The sequence below is a fragment of the Paenibacillus koleovorans NBRC 103111 genome, assembly GCF_004000845.1.
Taxonomy (GTDB): Bacteria; Bacillota; Bacilli; order Paenibacillales; family NBRC-103111; genus Paenibacillus_AA; species Paenibacillus_AA koleovorans.
In genome coordinates, this window is sequence record NZ_BIMA01000019.1 from 16,643 (window position 1) to 32,186 (window position 15,544).

17 protein-coding genes are annotated in these 15,544 nt (G+C 58.8%); 9 read left to right on the plus strand and 8 right to left on the minus strand.

The genetic code is table 11. The features are described from left to right. The first annotated feature begins 134 nt into the window (after positions 1-134). Both PKO02S_RS08850 and PKO02S_RS08855 read left to right on the plus strand, forming a co-directional pair. Positions 135-842, plus strand: coding sequence for a futalosine hydrolase (locus PKO02S_RS08850; protein ID WP_127581443.1), 708 nt, complete (start codon positions 135-137; stop codon positions 840-842). Between the two features lie 20 nt (positions 843-862). Continuing rightward, positions 863-1,723 (plus strand): 1,4-dihydroxy-6-naphtoate synthase, encoded by an 861-nt coding sequence (locus PKO02S_RS08855; protein WP_127581448.1) that lies wholly within the window; start codon positions 863-865, stop codon positions 1,721-1,723. Between the two features lie 56 nt (positions 1,724-1,779). On the opposite strand, the gene PKO02S_RS08860 is transcribed toward PKO02S_RS08855, so the two are convergent. After that, positions 1,780-2,244 carry a winged helix-turn-helix transcriptional regulator gene (locus PKO02S_RS08860; protein ID WP_127581294.1) on the minus strand — a complete coding sequence of 155 codons (465 nt, stop codon included), beginning with the start codon at positions 2,242-2,244 and terminating at the stop codon, positions 1,780-1,782. Positions 2,245-2,360: 116 nt separating this feature from the next. Here PKO02S_RS08860 and PKO02S_RS08865 point away from each other — a divergent pair, with 116 nt between their 5' ends. From PKO02S_RS08865 to PKO02S_RS08875, 3 genes are all read left to right on the plus strand, one after another. Next, a complete protein-coding gene (locus PKO02S_RS08865) occupies positions 2,361-2,777 on the plus strand; it encodes a VOC family protein (protein ID WP_127581297.1) in 417 nt (138 codons plus the stop codon). Between the two features lie 468 nt (positions 2,778-3,245). Continuing rightward, entirely contained in the window at positions 3,246-3,617 is a 372-nt protein-coding gene (locus PKO02S_RS08870) for a collagen-like protein (protein WP_246066894.1), read from the plus strand. Between the two features lie 18 nt (positions 3,618-3,635). Beyond that, on the plus strand, positions 3,636-4,010 hold the full coding sequence (locus PKO02S_RS08875) for a hypothetical protein (protein ID WP_127581300.1): 375 nt from the start codon (positions 3,636-3,638) through the stop codon (positions 4,008-4,010). A gap of 74 nt (positions 4,011-4,084) precedes the next feature. On the opposite strand, the gene PKO02S_RS08880 is transcribed toward PKO02S_RS08875, so the two are convergent. The 6 genes from PKO02S_RS08880 to PKO02S_RS08905 all read right to left on the minus strand — a co-directional run bounded on the left by PKO02S_RS08880 (position 4,085) and on the right by PKO02S_RS08905 (position 9,417). Continuing rightward, complete coding sequence (locus PKO02S_RS08880; RefSeq protein WP_127581303.1) at positions 4,085-5,266, minus strand: NAD(P)/FAD-dependent oxidoreductase; 1,182 nt, start codon at positions 5,264-5,266, stop codon at positions 4,085-4,087. Positions 5,267-5,300: 34 nt separating this feature from the next. Continuing rightward, on the minus strand, positions 5,301-5,756 hold the full coding sequence (locus PKO02S_RS08885) for a helical membrane plugin domain-containing protein (protein WP_127581306.1): 456 nt from the start codon (positions 5,754-5,756) through the stop codon (positions 5,301-5,303). 273 nt (positions 5,757-6,029) lie between these two features. Then, positions 6,030-6,641 (minus strand): alpha/beta hydrolase, encoded by a 612-nt coding sequence (locus PKO02S_RS08890; protein ID WP_127581309.1) that lies wholly within the window; start codon positions 6,639-6,641, stop codon positions 6,030-6,032. Further along, the gene (locus PKO02S_RS08895) at positions 6,641-7,591 is read right to left on the minus strand and encodes a ring-cleaving dioxygenase (RefSeq protein WP_127581312.1); all 951 of its coding nucleotides are present in this window, start codon (positions 7,589-7,591) and stop codon (positions 6,641-6,643) included. The genes PKO02S_RS08890 and PKO02S_RS08895 overlap by 1 nt, the downstream gene beginning before the upstream one ends. A 69-nt stretch (positions 7,592-7,660) precedes the next feature. Beyond that, a complete protein-coding gene (locus PKO02S_RS08900; RefSeq protein WP_127581316.1) occupies positions 7,661-8,140 on the minus strand; it encodes a MarR family winged helix-turn-helix transcriptional regulator in 480 nt (159 codons plus the stop codon). A 224-nt stretch (positions 8,141-8,364) separates the two neighbouring features. Beyond that, entirely contained in the window at positions 8,365-9,417 is a 1,053-nt protein-coding gene (locus PKO02S_RS08905) for an MBL fold metallo-hydrolase (RefSeq protein ID WP_127581319.1), read from the minus strand. A gap of 340 nt (positions 9,418-9,757) precedes the next feature. Here PKO02S_RS08905 and PKO02S_RS08910 point away from each other — a divergent pair, with 340 nt between their 5' ends. Next, positions 9,758-10,447, plus strand: coding sequence for a response regulator transcription factor (locus PKO02S_RS08910; RefSeq protein WP_127581322.1), 690 nt, complete (start codon positions 9,758-9,760; stop codon positions 10,445-10,447). Then, complete coding sequence (locus PKO02S_RS08915) at positions 10,428-12,032, plus strand: HAMP domain-containing sensor histidine kinase (protein ID WP_127581325.1); 1,605 nt, start codon at positions 10,428-10,430, stop codon at positions 12,030-12,032. Before PKO02S_RS08910 ends, PKO02S_RS08915 begins: the two co-directional genes overlap by 20 nt. 30 nt (positions 12,033-12,062) lie before the next feature. Here PKO02S_RS08915 and PKO02S_RS08920 read toward each other — a convergent pair whose 3' ends face one another. Next, on the minus strand, positions 12,063-13,529 hold the full coding sequence (locus PKO02S_RS08920; protein WP_127581328.1) for an ATP-binding protein: 1,467 nt from the start codon (positions 13,527-13,529) through the stop codon (positions 12,063-12,065). A gap of 168 nt (positions 13,530-13,697) precedes the next feature. On the opposite strand from PKO02S_RS08920, the gene PKO02S_RS08925 reads away from it, so the two are divergent. Both PKO02S_RS08925 and PKO02S_RS08930 read left to right on the plus strand, forming a co-directional pair. Continuing rightward, positions 13,698-14,369 carry a response regulator transcription factor gene (locus PKO02S_RS08925; protein ID WP_127581331.1) on the plus strand — a complete coding sequence of 224 codons (672 nt, stop codon included), beginning with the start codon at positions 13,698-13,700 and terminating at the stop codon, positions 14,367-14,369. Beyond that, entirely contained in the window at positions 14,366-15,367 is a 1,002-nt protein-coding gene (locus PKO02S_RS08930) for a sensor histidine kinase (protein ID WP_127581334.1), read from the plus strand. Before PKO02S_RS08925 ends, PKO02S_RS08930 begins: the two co-directional genes overlap by 4 nt. Positions 15,368-15,544: the final 177 nt, after the last annotated feature.

Below are 15,544 nucleotides of genomic sequence, written 5' to 3' on the forward strand. Positions count from 1 at the left end.
GTGGTCGGACCGCAGGGGGCAGCCTCTGCGGTTTCTGGTCTGTGTGGCTTGGCAGGTAGGCTACAAGCTGACCTTAGTTGGACATTGATGCAGCGTTATTTGTTCTGGAGGGGGAGATTGTCGTGACGGAAACGATGGATGGGCTTGGAGGGAACGACGGGAGCAGCGAGATCGTCGAGAGCCAAGGGCGGCGAGTGTTGATTGTGACCGCCGTCTCGGCCGAGCGGGATGCCGTGCTGCGCGGCCTGCGAGACGCCGGCCGCTTCGACGTGATCGCCGCGGGCGTCAGCTCCGAGGCGGCTGCCGCCGCCGCCGGCGCGGCGCTGGCGATAGGCCGCGGCGAGTACGCGGCCGTGCTGTGCGCCGGCATCGGCGGCGGCTTCGCCGAGCGGGCCGCGCTCGGCGAGCTTGTGGTGGCGACGGCCTGCGTCGCCCCGCAGTTAGGTGCGGAAACCGCCGAGGGCGGTTTCCTGTCGCTGGACGAGCTGGGCTTCGGCACAGCTCGCATCGCGACGGACGAGGCGCTGTCGGCGCGACTCGTCCAAGCCCTGCAGGCGGCGGGCCAGTCCGTCCGCACCGGCGCCGTGCTCACGGTGGCGACCGTGACGGGCACCGCAGCCACCGCTGCCGCGCGCGCCGCACGCGTCCCCGACGCCGCCGCCGAAGGCATGGAAGGCTTCGGCGTCGCCGCAGCCGCACGCGCCATGCAGCTCCCCGTCCTGGAGCTGCGGGCGATCTCGAACCCCGTTGGGCCGCGCGACCGGGCGGCCTGGCGTATCCCACAGGCGCTGCAAGCGCTGGAAGCGGCCAGCGCCGTATTATCGGAGGTGTTCGATCTATGACGCAACCACAATCGCAAAGCCTGCGCATCGCCTACTCGCCGTGTCCGAACGACACGTTCGTGTTCCACGCTATGGCGCATGGGCTGATCCCTGGCACGCCGAAGCTCGACGTGATGTACGCCGACATCGACATCACCAACGGGCTCGCCGCGTCCTATGACGGCTCTGAGAGCACCTCGAGGGAAGTCCCCGACGTGCTCAAAATCTCCTACGCCGCGCTGCCCTACGTGCTGGACCGCTTCGCGCTGCTCCCTTGCGGCGGCGCGCTGGGCCGCGGCTGCGGCCCGCTCGTGCTGACGGCCGACGCCTCGACCGACGCGGCGCAGCTTGCCACCCGCACGGTCGCCGTCCCAAGCGAGCGCTCGACCGCCTACATGCTATTCCGCCTCTGGGCGGCGCAGCATGTACCCGGCGGGCTCGGCCGCATCGTCGTCCTGCCGTTCCACGAGATCATGCCGGCGGTGCGCGACGGCTCCGTCGACGCCGGGCTCGTCATCCACGAGGCCCGCTTCACGTACCAGACCTACGGCCTGCATATGTTGGCCGATATGGGCGTCTGGTGGGAAGCGGACACCGGGCTGCCGATCCCGCTCGGCGCCATTATCGCCCGACGCTCGCTCGACGGACGGGCGATCAGCGACTGGATCCGCGCTTCCGTCGAATACGCCTGGAAGTACCCCCAAGCGTCCCAGGCTTACGTTATGGCGCATGCGCAGGAAATGGACCCGTCCGTCGCGCAGCAGCACATCAGCCTATACGTGAACGAGTTCACGGGCAATCTCGGCGACAGCGGGTACCAAGCCGTCTACGCTTTGCTGAACCGGGCTGCGGACGAAGGGCTCGTCCCGCACATTAACCCCGAGCAGCTACGCAGCTACTAACTAGAAGAAGCGCCCCTGCAAGCAAACAGCCTTGCCCACAGGAGCGCTTCCCTTTTTCACACATCCAAGCCCAGCTTCGCAACTACACTATCCGGTCCGAGGAAGAAGGAGCTCCCCGCCTCCACCGCTTCCCGCCATAATCGCTGCACAAGCACCTTATCGTGCTTCATCGCCTCAAACCAGGAATCCGGTGCAGCCGGATTCGGGCTCGTGATCGAGCCCCAAGACGATACCTCGTATAACAGCGGAATGAGGTTCAGGCCGGATTCGGTTAAGGAATAGATCATCTTCCGTCGATCGGTTTCGCTCGGCGTCTTCGCGAGAATGCCCTTCCGCTCAAGATGAGCCAGGCGGTCGGCCAGCACGCTCGGCCCGATCCGCTCCTCCGATTCGAGGAACTCGCCGAACGTCTTTTTGCCCAGCGCCAGCATATCGCGCACGATTAGCAGCGACCAGGTGTCGCCCAGTATTTCCACGGTATAGTTGATAGGACAGCCCGATTTGTTCTCTTCTCTCTTCATATTCTCACTATAGCAAAAATAAATTTGATTATCAAAGTGAAATATGCTAAATTTTCACTATGATCATCATAGTGAAACCGCCGACGCAACTCCACCAAAAAAAGGAGCAATTGCAAATGACCAAAGAATTGTGGCTTAACCTTCCCGTGAAAGACGTTCAGCGCTCGAAGCAATTTTTCACATCCATCGGTTTCGCGCTTAATCCGCGGTTCGGCGATTCCAACGAGGCCGCCAGCCTGCTGGTCGGTGAGAAGAGCATCGTCGTTATGCTCGTGCCGGAAGCGACCTTCCGCGGCTACACGAACCACGAAGTGGCTGACACGAAGCTGGGCAGCGAAGTGCTCATCTCGATCGACGCCGAGAGCCGCGACGCGGTGGACGAGCTGCTGGACAAGGTGGAAGCGGCGGGCGGCACGATCTATGGCAGGCCGAGCGACCGAACAGGCTGGATGTACGGCGCCGGGTTCGTCGACTTGGACGGTCACCGTTGGAACGTGCTGTACATGGATATGAGCCAAATGCCGCAAGGCTGACGCCGCACCGCCTCATAGCTTCATCATTCACGCCCGGGGAGAGCCCCGGGCGTTTGCGATTTCTGTGACATTAGCCTATCGTCCGCATATAGTATCCCAAAGGGCTATAGTCCATCAGAGGAGGAACATCAAGTGCCATCATCCGCATCATCCAAAAGCAAAGTTAAGATCGCGGCCAAATCGGCCGTCCGCTCCAAATTCGCGCGTACGCCGCAGCCGCAGCCATACTCGCGGCCTCAAGCCGCCGCTCCGTTCACCCCGGGCGCGCCAAGCGTGGCCGTTCCGCTGGAAGTGTACCAGCAAGTCGCACAGCTGCAATCGTCGATCTTGAGCAAACAAGCCGAAGCGCTGCAGCAGGAAGCTGCTTTCCGCGGAGAAATTGCGAGCCTACAGAGCGAGCTCGATACCGTCGTCGCTCCTTTCCGCTCGTTCAATCCGATCGGCGGCGGCGGCTTCAACATCCCAGGCATGCCGGGCACTAGCGGTCCGGGCTTCCCGGGCGGCCCGATGCCTGGTTTCCCAGGAACACCGGGGACACCGATGCCCGGTGCCGGCGGCACCGGCCAAGCGCCGACATCCCCACCTCCCGGGTTCATCCCGCCCAAGCCGTTCTCGCTCCAATCCGCCGGTCCCGGTGGCGCGGTAGCCTTCGTCGATCCAGGCGCGATCTCCCGCTGCCTCTTCCGCTTCACGTACATCTGGCTAGCGAACGGCCAACAGTTCTGGTTCTTCCCGATCTTCGTCGGCCCGACTTCGATCGCCGGCTTCCGCTGGACCGGCTGGACCTGGGCCTACTTCGGCATCGACTTGCGACTGATCGACGCCTTCACTTGCTCGTAAGCGAAGGAGACGGCATCTATGTGGCAAACACCAACGAACGGCGGACTGCAGCGTCCCAGCCTGATGAGCCTCATGGCCTGTATGAACCGCTGGGTCACCGTGACGCTTCGCGACGGCACCCAGCTGCAGGTCCTCGTGACGCAGGCCGGCATGAACTATGCGACAGGCTTCGTCTCCCGCGCTTCCTACCGCGCCGTCTACTGCGGCGGTGCGGCGATCCAGAATGAGCAGCAGGCGCAGAGCTGCCTGAACCAGTGGGTGCAGGTCGAGCTGCTGAACGGCATTCGATTGAACCTGTTCCTCACGTCCTACAACGACCGGATGATCGGCGGCGGCCTGAACCCGAGAGAGCTGATTGGCTATGCCGGCCTTCTCGCGGACTATCATTGCTGAACAACAGCTACAGCGGCTCACGCAAAAAAAGCGGCCGACAGATCCCCATGATCTGTCGGCCGCTTTTATCTTTTTTAATACGCCAGCGAAGCCAATCCGTTAATATGCGTCAAGTAGCGGATATTGCTCGCTTCCTTCATGAACGTAGCCGCCGTACCCTTCAAGCGGGTTTGGTTCGCGCCGATCATGCCGATCGCGTCCTTGCGGCCGAGGCTGCCGAGCGTACCCGAGAATACCGGCTGGAACGTCTCCATTGCGCCTTCATTGAAGAAGGCGAACAGATTGTAGCCCACGAGCTCGCCCATCTGCCAAGCCAGCTGCGCCGTCGGCGGGTAAGGCCGTGCGCCTTCGCCCGGGATGACAACCGCGCTGTCGCCGGCCAGGAACACATCCTTGTGCGACGTCGACTGCAACGTCTCCGTCACGCTGGCGCGACCGCGATTCACCTCGATGCCGCAGTTCGCCACGACGGAGTTGCCTTGTACGCCGCCGGTCCAGACGAGCGTGTTCGTCTCGATCGAACGACCGTCCTTGAGCGACACGGCGGTCTTCGTCAGCTCGGTAATCGCAACGCCGACCACGAATTGCACGCCGCGCTTCTGCAGGCTCGCCATGGCGCGATCCACCAGCTCCTGCGGGAAACCCGCGAGAATCGAAGGCGCCGCTTCCACGCAATACAGCGAGATGTCCTTGTAGTCGATGCCGCGCTGACGGCACAGCTCCGGCAGCTTGTCCGCGAATTCGCCGACCAGCTCGATGCCGGTAAGACCGCCTCCGCCGACGACGAATGTAGCGTCCGCTTTGTTGCCGGATTGTTTGTAAGCATCCAACTGAGCGGCCACATGCGCGTGAATCTTGTTCGCATCGTCAACCGACTTGAGGATGAACGAATGCTCCTGCAGCCCCGGAATGCCGAAAAACGCCGTTTCGCTTCCGAGCGCCACAACAAGCGCGTCATACGTGTAGTAAGCGCCGCTCGCGAGCGTTACTTTTTTCTCGTCCGGCTTGATTTCCTTCACCGTATCGATGACCAGGTTGATATTTTTCCCGCGAAGCAGCTTCTCCAGCGGCAGCGCTACATTTTTCTCCACCAGCGTGCCCGCCGCCAGACGATGCAGCTCGGTGATGATCTGGTGCGATGGGTAACGGTTCACGAGCGTAATTCTCGCATCCGCCACGTTCAAATATTTCCGGGCTGTCAGCGCGCTCAGCAAGCCGCCGTATCCGCCGCCCAGTATCAAAATATGTTTCGACATGGTCGATCCCCCGTTCTTCTCAAGCTGATAGTCGTTACTCGGATGCTTTCTGGCGCTGGCGCTCGGCGGTCACGTTCAGGAAAGCTTGCGCGAAACGCAGCGTCTTCTGGACCTGCGGGTCCTTCAGCATACGCAAAATGCCGAACAGCCCGATCGTAGCCGACTCGGCTTGGGCGCGGTCATTCGCTTCCATGGCGGCCGAGGCGATGCCTTTGGCGGTGTCGGCTACCGGCTTCACGAATTCTTCGAGGCCGGTTTTGAAATCGTCGATCAGAACGCGGTCGGTCGCGACGCTTTGGGCAAAATCGTAGGCCTTCGTCAGCACGGTGACCATCTCCGCCAATTTCGGCAGGTTCTCCACCAGGATGGTGAGCGACTCCTGAACCTCCGGGCGAATCAATTGATCCAGAACATCTATTGAGTTCCGCCCGAGTGCGAGGTCGGCCGATTGAACGGCGGCTGCCTCTTGATCTGCTGTTGTAGTTGACATGGGAACGTCTCCTCCTCGAAAACAAGCGCTTTGTTACTTTTTTCACAACATTATTTTACACCCATTCCTCGGTGGCAAGAGAGACAATTTCCGCGTAAATGTGACTAAAGTGTGTCGAAAAAAATCGGAATTTGCCATAATGTGCAGACTCTCGCCTGTTCTTTTCAGCATCTCCAATCCCCTCCTATCCATGCATGGAAGACCCGCCAGACCGCCCTGCTGCGGAAAAGAGAGCAGCCTCTCCGTTCCGAGGAACGAAGAGGCTGCTGTTATTTATTGCGGGAACAGCTGCTTGTACCAAGCCGCTGCCGTCTGCACCTCGGTCTGAGTCAGCTGATGCCCGTATGCCTCCCAGTGTACGGTGACTTGAGCGCCGGCGCCTCCGAGCAGTTGGGCCAGCTCCTCCGTCTCACGAGGCGCGCAGATCGGATCGTTGCGGCCGGCGCCGATGAACACCGGCACGCCGGACAAGTCCGGCAGCGGGACGCTGCGGATCGGCACCATCGGGTGGTGCAGAATCGCGCCGCGGAGCGCGTCCTTGTAGTGGAACAGCAGGCTGCCGGCGATGTTCGCGCCGTTCGAGTAGCCAACCGCGACGATGTTGCGCCGATCGAAGCCGTATTGCTGCGCCGCCTGGTCGAGAAAATCGTTAAGCTCCTGCGTCCTGAAGACAAGATCCTCCTCGTCGAACACCCCTTCCGCCAGTCGGCGGAAGAAGCGCGGCATGCCGTTCTCCAGGATGTTGCCTCGCACGCTGAGCACGGAGGCGCTCGGATCGATCAACCCCGCCAGCGGCAACAGATCGCGCTCCGTCCCTCCTGTCCCGTGTAGCAGCAGCAGAACAGGCGCACTCGGATTCGTTCCTTGCTGGTAGATATGCTTCATTAGGCGTGATCCCCCTCCAATACGCGCACTTCGATCGGTCCCAGGTTCGTCTGAATCCGGGCGCGGTGCGGCTCGTACCAATCCGGCAGCATCAGCTTCTCGCCGAGCTCATCCGGATGCTCGTCGCGGGCGAAGCCCGGCGGGTCGGTCGCGATCTCGAACAGCAGCCCGCCTGCTTCACGGAAGTAGATCGCGTTGAAGTACTGCCGGTCGATGATCGGCGTCGGCTGGTAGCCGTGGCGCGCCACTTCCTCGCGCCATTCGTTGTGCTGCCGGTCGTCCTTCGCTCTCCAGGCGATATGATGGACGGTGCCTGCGCCGCCGTGGCCATGCTCCATGGGCGATGCGTTCAGGTCTATGATATTTCCGATCTCGCCATAAGAGCGGTATCGAATGAAGCCGTCCGCCTCGCCGACGCGCTCCAGCCCCATTACCCGCTCGAGCAGCGGAGCAGTCTTCTCGGGCGCCGTACTATAGAGAACGGCTCCGCCGAAGCCTTTGATCGCTTTGTCCGCAGGTACGCCGCCGAACGACCATGTGCTGAGCGCCCCTTCCTCGCGCTCCACCAGCTCCACGAGCAATCCGTCGGGATCCTGTAGATGCAAGTACGTTTCGGAGAAACGTTGCGTTTCCGTATATGCCGCCTGCAGCTTGTCGAACCGTTCTTTCCAGAACGATGTAGTGCCCGGAGGAATCGCATAAGTCGTGATGCCGACTTGACCGCCGCCGATCCTCCCCTTGCGCGAGCCAGCGAACGGGAAGAAGGTAATGATCGTGCCCGGAGTGCCGGCTTCATCGCCGAAGTACAGGTGATACACTTCCGGCGCGTCGAAGTTGATCGTTTTTTTCACGAGCCGCAGTCCGAGCAGCCCTGAGTAGAAGTCGACCGTTGCCTGCGCGTTTTGCACGAATGCCGTTATATGATGGATACCTGCTGTACGTATTGTCATATGGAACCACTCCTTTGTTTATGTTTGAGTAAGCTGATTGCAGCATATATAGGAACAAGGATGGAAGGACTACGGTTTGAACAGCTGCTGCGCTTGTTTGCCCAGCTTCTTCAGCAGGTCGGCGGCCAGTCGCCGCTCCTCCGGGGTCAAGCCGCTGACGGCGTGGCTGATCGCTTCCGCATGACCGGGAAACACTAGGCTCATGAACTGCTGGCCGGCGTCCGTGATTTCGGCGTAGATGAGCCTGCGGTCCTCCGTTGAAGCTTTGCGCTTCACGAAGCCCTTCTGCTCCAGTTTGTCGACCACGTAGGTGATGTTCCCGCTGCTCATGAGCACCTTGCCGCCAATTTGCTGGATGGGCTGCGGCCCCTTGTGGTACAGCAGCTCGAGTACGCCGAACTCGGTGCGGTTCAGACCGTGCTTGCGAATGTCGCGATCCGCGTGCATGTGGACCCACTGGCCGGCACGAGAAAGCGCGATGTACAGCTGCAGCGCGTCGTTGCGGCTGGAGGTGCGATCGGGATGGCGATCGGAATCAGGAGTTTGCATGTGGCATCACCTCGCTTTTTTAAAATCTTAATTTTAAGATACTTAATTTGCACGTAAAAGTCAAGCGTTTGTTCTAACGCCCTGCGAATAACGATACGGCATATCGCTATTGGCAAGAACTCGCTTTTTCTCAGCATGCCAAAAAACGCCCCATCCTTAAAGGATGGAGCGTTCGACGCCATACTATTCCACTTCTGCACCCGGGATCGATACCTATTCTCAGTTCAACCCTTCCACCACGCGGAGGCGGACAACGTGCCGCCCGCTCCGATCGGAACAACTTCCCCGATTCGAGGTGTCGCGATGCGCACCCCGAGCTCATATGCTTGTCGCTGGGCGCGCTCCACCGGATCGGTCCAATCGTGGAGAGCCAGCGTAAACGCCGCCCAGTGGATCGGGATCAGCACGTCGCCGCGAACGTCCAGATGCGCCTGCACCGTCTCCTCCGGCAGCATGTGGATCGCCGCCCATCGCTCGTCGTACTGCCCGCACTCCACCATAGTCAGATCGAACGGCCCGTACTTGCCCCCGATTTGCTGAAAATGAGGTCCATACCCGCTGTCCCCGCTGAAAAACACATGCGATTGATTGCCGTGCAGCACCCAGGAGCACCACAGTGTGCCGTCGCGGCCGACCAAGCTGCGTCCGGAGAAGTGACGGGCCGGCGTACAAGCGAGCCGAATGCCCTCGAACACCGTCTCCTCCCACCAGTCCAGCTCGACGATCCGATCGGCCGGCACGCCCCAGGATTCCAGGTGGCCGCCTACGCCAAGCGGGGTGTAGAAACGCTTTACACGATCTCGAAGCAGCACAATCGTCCCATAATCGAGATGATCGTAATGGTCGTGCGACAGCAGCACCGCATCGATCGGCGGCAGCTTATCGACGGCGGCAGGCAATTCGGCGCTGAATCGTTTGCCCCCGAAGATCGGCACCGGAGAAGGCGCCCGCCCCAGCATCGGATCGATCAGCAGCGTCTTGCCGTCCAGCTTCAGGAGCACTGCGGAATGGCCGAACCAAGCGACTCGGTCATCCTCTGCGCGAACCCAAGCGTCGGCATCAAGCGGCACCGGTTGAAGCGGTTTGGCCGGCTTGCCCTTCGGATTGCCTTTGATGAATTGGCCCATCACCTTCCACTTCTCCAGGAAAGAAGCGTCAATGGCGGTCGATGTCGGAATCAGGTTGTTGAACTTGCGGCTGTCATAGTGCTGGGACTTGCTCATTCTCGCCCGGCTCGCCTCCGAAGGCTTGCCGCCAAGCGCCGGCAGAAATTTCATGTCGCTCTCCCCTATCGCTATCGAACATGTCTTTGTCGATCATTGTAGGGGAACCGCGCAGCGTAGTCAATTAAACCGGGGCAGGCACACCCATCGCGATCCATTCCTCCTTGGACGGACCATAGGTTAAGTGCGTTGTTCCTCTATCAGCTTACCTCAGCGCCACTGACAGCTGTTTGTCAGTATTTCTCGGGTCCTCTAAAATGTATTCGAACGAGGATTTCCCCGGCAGGCGCGACTTTGCGATACAATGGGAGTAATTCGACACACGCTTGACTTACAGCTGTAATAGGCTGGGGGCATACTCGGTCGCATGGGGCGGAAATGGGAGGAACGGAACATGAAATCGATCCTGATCGTAGAAGACGAGCCTGCGATTTCTCGCGTGCTCGCCGCTTACTTGCGCAAAGCCGATTACGGTTGCCGTATCTGCGCCGACGGGCAGCAAGCCTTGGAGCAATTCGAAGCCGATCGCCCGACGCTCGTATTGTTGGATGTATTGCTGCCCGGCCTGAACGGGTGGGGCGTGCTGCGCGCCATCCGGCAGATGAGCGCCTGCCCGGTCATCATGCTGACGGCGCGGGGCGATGTGGAAGACCGTCTGGCCGGGTTGAACGAAGGCGCCGACGACTATATCACCAAACCGTTCGTGCCGGAGGAGGTCGTTGCCCGGGTCAATGCCGTGCTGCGGCGGCCGGCACAGACTTTCGTTGCGAGCGAGTACAAATATTTCGGGAGCCTGCGGCTCAATTTCAAGTCGCGAGAGGCGTTTCTAAACGGGGTCGCGCTGTCGATCATCCCGAAGGACATGGCGCTGCTGCTGTTCCTGGCGGAGCACCCGAACCAGCTCTTCCACCGCGAGCAGCTCATCGAGCGCGTCTGGGGGATGGACTACGACGGAAGCGATCGCGCAGTCGATCTCGCAGTCAAGCGGCTGCGCAAGGCGCTGCTGCACTGGCCGCTCGAGGAGGGCGAGATCCGCACGCTCAGAGGAACGGGGTATCAGCTGTATGCTAGGAAAGAAAGCTAGACGGACGACTTTGCTTCGCCACTGGACCTTCCTCTATGTGGCGATTTTGCTCACCGGAATGCTTGTTGTGGTCGCCATATCGTTCTGGTGGATCCACCATACTACCTTGAATCACCGGACGGAGCGGATGCAGCAGCTCGCCGGCGACTTGGCCGGGAAAATCGTGGATGCCTCCGGCCGATACGTGCTCGACGGGCGGGAACTGCCTGCATGGATCGACCGGAGACTGGGTCTATTGGAAATACCCGAGCCGCTCTATGTCGAGTTGAAAGACTCGAGCGGCCAGGTGCTGTTCACGAAGCTCGGCCCTCGGGTCGAGTTCGGACCGGACACAGCGCAAGCGCCTGCAAGCGACACGACCGCCTCGCCTTCGCCGGGAAGGCGACCGCCGGGCGGTGGCAGCGGGAACGGGAACGCTCCCTCTTCGCAGCAGCCGTCGCGCGGCGATCGTCCGCTCGATGACGGCTGGGCGGGAACGGAAGCCGACGGAGGCGCACCGTCGTCCTCGGAGCGTTCGGTCGTTGCGGAGGAACAGGAACGAGCCGTAGACCCCGCGCGCAGCCGCACCCACTCCGTGGTGCTGCCGCTGGCTCACCAAGGCGTGGAGCTCGGTACCGTGACGCTACGCGCCCCGAAACCCTCCATCGCCGAATTCGGCGAGGAGTACTTGTCGCTAAGCCAATTGCTGCTGGCAGCCGCACTGCTGGGCTGGCTGGCGATCTACTTGCTGGCGCGCAAGCTGACCCGGCCGATCGTAGAAGTCGCCGCCGCCGCCAAACAGATCGAGCAAGGCAGCTTCGACGTGGAGCTGCCCGCCCCCGTGAAGGAGCAGGAGCTGCACGACCTGCTCCACTCGTTCGGCAATATGGCCGGACGGCTGAAGCAGCTGGAGGAGCTGCGCAATGAGCTGCTCGCCGGCGTGACCCACGAGCTGAAGACGCCGGTCACCTCGATTCACGGGTTGCTGCATGCGGTACGCGATCAAGTCGTAACCGGCGCGGAGGCGGAAGAGTTTATTGAGATTTCGCTGAAGGAAACGGCCCGGCTGCAGCATATGGTCGCCGAGCTGCTGGACTTCAACTCCTTTGCCTCCGGCAAAGTGCATGTGCTGGCGGACAAGCTGGAGCTCGGCGGGCTGCTGAACGAGATTGCGTATCAGTGGAGGCTCGTGCGCGAGCAAGAGAAGCCTGATTTTGACCTGCAGCTCGCCCTGCCGCCGCAGAAGCTCTACGCGGCCGGCGATCCGGGTCGGATTCAGCAAATTCTCATCAATTTGTTGCAGAACGCCCGCCAGGCGCTAGGCAAGCAGGGGCGTATCACGGTTGAGCTGCAAGAACACTCCGATTCGCAGCTAGTCGTCTATGTGAGCGACAACGGCTGCGGGATCCCGCTCGAAGAGCAAGAAAACATCTTCGAACGCTATTATAGAGGGGAGAACAAGCGGCTGGATTTGCGCGGAATGGGGCTCGGCCTCTCTCTTAGCCGATTGCTGGCCACGGCGATGGGCGGCTCGCTCGATCTGGCGGAGAGCTCCCCGCAGGGGACCCGCTTCCGGCTGCTGCTGCCTCGTTGGAAGCAAACCTAGACGAAGAACCGCCCCATTCGGGCGGTTCTTCTATGCCTTTCTCATTGCCTCCATATATCTCGTATATTCCGCATGCCCGAGCAAATACAGGAATGCAAAGGCAGGTATTTTAATGATCGGGCACCTAGTCTGGTGATCCGTCTTCCCGTAATCCGTGCTATTCTTAGTGATGACTAAGGCAGCCGCTGTTTTGGGGTCATCCGCCCATTCCACTATAGCCTCCTTAATGGACAAACCCGTGCTTTCACGGTACTTGACCTCCATAATGATTTTGGAAGCGACTTTGTATGTGACGACGATATCAATTTCTTTTTCAGATCTAGGGTCGCGGAAATAACCGATTTTCGTTGTATCCAAGTAAGTGAAGGAATGAATATGCTTGTAAATCGCCGTTTCAATGATCATGCCCATCTCCAGAGGATCGGTCAGCACTTCCTCTCCGATCATTAGGACGGCGTTCCGAATCGCTGCATCCGCTAAATAGACTTTAGGCTTCGCTTTCAAAATCTTCTTCCCGCTTAGTTCCGTAGGTTGGCTCGTATAGATCAGATTGGCCTGCTCGAGAAACTCCATGTAGTTGGCAACCGTTTGTCGAGAGATGCCTACTTCCTTCGCAATCGTGTCCTGTACAACCAAGTTTCCGCTAATCATACAGAGGTACAAAAAGATTTGCTCCAACTCAGCCACATTGCGGATCGGGAAAAGCGATACCATATCTCGCTTCAACACCTTGTCCACAACATCTTCGCGTATCATTTTCTGAGCATAGTCCATATCGTCTGCCAAAGCAGCTTCCGGAAATCCGCCTACGATTAAATAGCGATGAAAATGCCTTTGCAGCGGTTCCAATTGCATCATGATTGCCGCTAACCTCGCCTCGGTAAGCCCCGCGAGCGCTGTAGGGTAAATGTCCCTGGATAGCTCCGGCTTCGCAACGCCCATCAGTTCAATGTATTCATAGAAAGACAAAGTGGGAATACGAATCGACGTCCAGCGTCCAACGCCGCTTTCTTTCGCTTTTTCTGCCAAAAGAGGACTTGCCGAGCCGGTTGCCATAATACGGTAGCTCGAGTGTTGATCGTATAACGTTTTCAGCCATAAATCCCAGTCCCCTGCATATTGAATTTCGTCAAAAAACAAATAAAGGTTCCGCTCGTCCGGATTCACATTGTTCTGATAAATGTCTAGAATGCGGCCGATATCGCACAGCTTCAGCATCGGATGGTCGAAGGAAACGTACAGGATATTTCTTGGTTCGACCCCTTCATTCAGCATATTCTCAATCATTTGATACATAATCGTGGTTTTGCCGACACGTCTCGGACCCGATAATATGACCTCTCTACGAATCTGGGGGTGTTCAAACGTTTTCTTAGCCTCATAGTAGGCCAGTCTTTTTACCGGACGGGTCAAATCCGAAGATATCGTTTTACTAATCCACCACTGGTTGTAGCCGCGAAGCACTTTAAGTATTTTCTCATCCGTAATAAAATTCATATTTAACAAAACCTCTTCATTTATGTTAATTATACTTTACATTATATACGGTAAAGAGTAAATCTATCCTATAGAATCTCCATTTCTCACCCACATGCCTCAGACCCTCATGAATGGTATACTAAAACCAATAGCCATTGTGTTGACCGAAAGAAGGGAAGCTCCGCCATGTTCCGAATTCTGCTCGTGGAAGACGATGAGAAAATCCGCACGATCGTGGCTGATATGCTACGAAAGTGGCAATACAAGGTGCTGGAGGTGACCGCCTTCGACGGCCTGATGGACGAGTTCGCGGCGTTCGAGCCGCATCTCGTGCTGTTGGACATCAACCTGCCGGTTATGGACGGGTTCTACTGGTGTCAGCAAATTCGCGCCGTGTCCAAGGTTCCGATCATTTTTCTCTCCTCGCGCAATCAAAATATGGACGTCATCATGGCGATCAACATGGGCGGGGACGACTTCGTGCAGAAGCCGTTCGACCTCGGGGTGCTGGTGGCCAAGGTGAGCGCGCTGCTGCGCCGCAACTATACATATCAAGACGAGCAGCTGCAGCTCGCGCACCGGGAACTGACGCTCAACCTGTCCAACTCCTCCGTGCAAGTCGGGGAGCAGTCCGCCGAGCTGTCGCGCAACGAGTTTATCGTCCTCCAGGCCATGCTGCGCAGCCGAGGCAAAATCGTCTCCCGCGAGGAGCTGATGCAGGCGCTCTGGAACGATGAGCAATTCATCGACGACAACACGCTGACCGTCAACGTCAACCGGCTGCGGCGCAAAATCGCCATGCTCGGCCTCGAAGATTATATCGTAACGCGCAAAGGAATGGGGTATCTCGTCGAATGAGAGGCTGGCGGTTTTTGCAATATGAGCTGCCTTATCTGGTGCTGTTCGCAGTCGCCTATATGATCATCGCCATCGTCTCATTCACCGACCCGGAAACGGCCTGGAGTAGAGAAACGTTCCTCTACACTTTGCTGCTGATGCTGCTCCTGGTCGCCGGGTTCCTGGTGCATCGCTACTTGCGAAACGTCCACGCCATCAAGCACATGCAAGACGAAGACGCCGAGCCGCTGTCACTGGAAGCCGAAGCCTACCAAGAGGCGATCGCCGCCCTGGAAAAGGAGCATATCCGCGCCTTGAACAGCGTCCGAGCCCAGCAGAACGAATATTATGACTTCATCCTGTCCTGGTTCCACGAGATCAAGACGCCGATTTCCGTGCTCCGTCTCATGCAGCAGACCGAGATCGACCCGAAGAGCCTGGAGGAGGAACTGTCCCGCATCGAGCATTATGTCGATCAGGCGCTCTATTACGCCAAGCTGGACAGCTTCAACCAGGACTACGAGATCCGCAACTGTACGCTGGAGCAGCTCGTGAAGGACGCCGTGCGCACCCACTCCAAGACGTTCATCTCGAAAAGGATCCGCATCGTGCTGCAGCTCGACCCCGCTCTCGTCGTGCAGAGCGACCCAAAGTGGCTGCAGTTCATCATCCATCAGCTCATTACGAACAGCTTGAAATACACGCCGGATCAAGGCGAAATCACAGTGGCGACGCGGTCCACAGCGCAGGAAAAGCAGCTCGTGCTGCGCGATTCGGGCATCGGTATCGAGCCGAAGGACTTGCCCCGCATCTTCAACCGCGGCTTCACCGGCTCGAACGGCCGCTCGCACATGAAGTCGACGGGCATGGGCTTGTACTTGGCCCAGGCTCTGTCGAACAAGCTCGGCCATTACATCACCGCTACCTCGGCGGTCGGTGCGTTTACCGAGATGGTGATCCATTTTCCGCGCAACCATGATCCGTTTTTGCAGGTGGTGAAGGGGGTAGGGCCGGATTAGTTAATTAAAGCGCAAGAGGGATCAACCTAAATAAAACCAAAGGCCCAAGGACACTGCGATCATCGGCTCTGTAAATTTTATTACTTATGTTTTACTTTCAAATCCCCAACATTCCCAGACAAAAATCCGCAATGTGATGCGGATGTTGCCGTGCTAACCTTACTCGCGATCTAAGTT

Excerpts from the sequence above, each read along its gene's own strand:
- PKO02S_RS08850 (WP_127581443.1), top strand. The coding sequence starts at position 135 with ATGGATGGGCTTGGAGGGAACGACGGGAGCAGCGAGATCGTCGAGAGC.
- PKO02S_RS08860 (WP_127581294.1), bottom strand. The coding sequence starts at position 2,244 with ATGAAGAGAGAAGAGAACAAATCGGGCTGTCCTATCAACTATACCGTG.
- PKO02S_RS08865 (WP_127581297.1), top strand. The coding sequence starts at position 2,361 with ATGACCAAAGAATTGTGGCTTAACCTTCCCGTGAAAGACGTTCAGCGC.
- PKO02S_RS08870 (WP_246066894.1), top strand. The coding sequence starts at position 3,246 with ATGCCGGGCACTAGCGGTCCGGGCTTCCCGGGCGGCCCGATGCCTGGT.
- PKO02S_RS08875 (WP_127581300.1), top strand. The coding sequence starts at position 3,636 with ATGTGGCAAACACCAACGAACGGCGGACTGCAGCGTCCCAGCCTGATG.
- PKO02S_RS08880 (WP_127581303.1), bottom strand. The coding sequence starts at position 5,266 with ATGTCGAAACATATTTTGATACTGGGCGGCGGATACGGCGGCTTGCTG.
- PKO02S_RS08885 (WP_127581306.1), bottom strand. The coding sequence starts at position 5,756 with ATGTCAACTACAACAGCAGATCAAGAGGCAGCCGCCGTTCAATCGGCC.
- PKO02S_RS08890 (WP_127581309.1), bottom strand. The coding sequence starts at position 6,641 with ATGAAGCATATCTACCAGCAAGGAACGAATCCGAGTGCGCCTGTTCTG.
- PKO02S_RS08895 (WP_127581312.1), bottom strand. The coding sequence starts at position 7,591 with ATGACAATACGTACAGCAGGTATCCATCATATAACGGCATTCGTGCAA.
- PKO02S_RS08900 (WP_127581316.1), bottom strand. The coding sequence starts at position 8,140 with ATGCAAACTCCTGATTCCGATCGCCATCCCGATCGCACCTCCAGCCGC.
- PKO02S_RS08905 (WP_127581319.1), bottom strand. The coding sequence starts at position 9,417 with ATGAAATTTCTGCCGGCGCTTGGCGGCAAGCCTTCGGAGGCGAGCCGG.
- PKO02S_RS08910 (WP_127581322.1), top strand. The coding sequence starts at position 9,758 with ATGAAATCGATCCTGATCGTAGAAGACGAGCCTGCGATTTCTCGCGTG.
- PKO02S_RS08915 (WP_127581325.1), top strand. The coding sequence starts at position 10,428 with ATGCTAGGAAAGAAAGCTAGACGGACGACTTTGCTTCGCCACTGGACC.
- PKO02S_RS08920 (WP_127581328.1), bottom strand. The coding sequence starts at position 13,529 with ATGAATTTTATTACGGATGAGAAAATACTTAAAGTGCTTCGCGGCTAC.
- PKO02S_RS08925 (WP_127581331.1), top strand. The coding sequence starts at position 13,698 with ATGTTCCGAATTCTGCTCGTGGAAGACGATGAGAAAATCCGCACGATC.
- PKO02S_RS08930 (WP_127581334.1), top strand. The coding sequence starts at position 14,366 with ATGAGAGGCTGGCGGTTTTTGCAATATGAGCTGCCTTATCTGGTGCTG.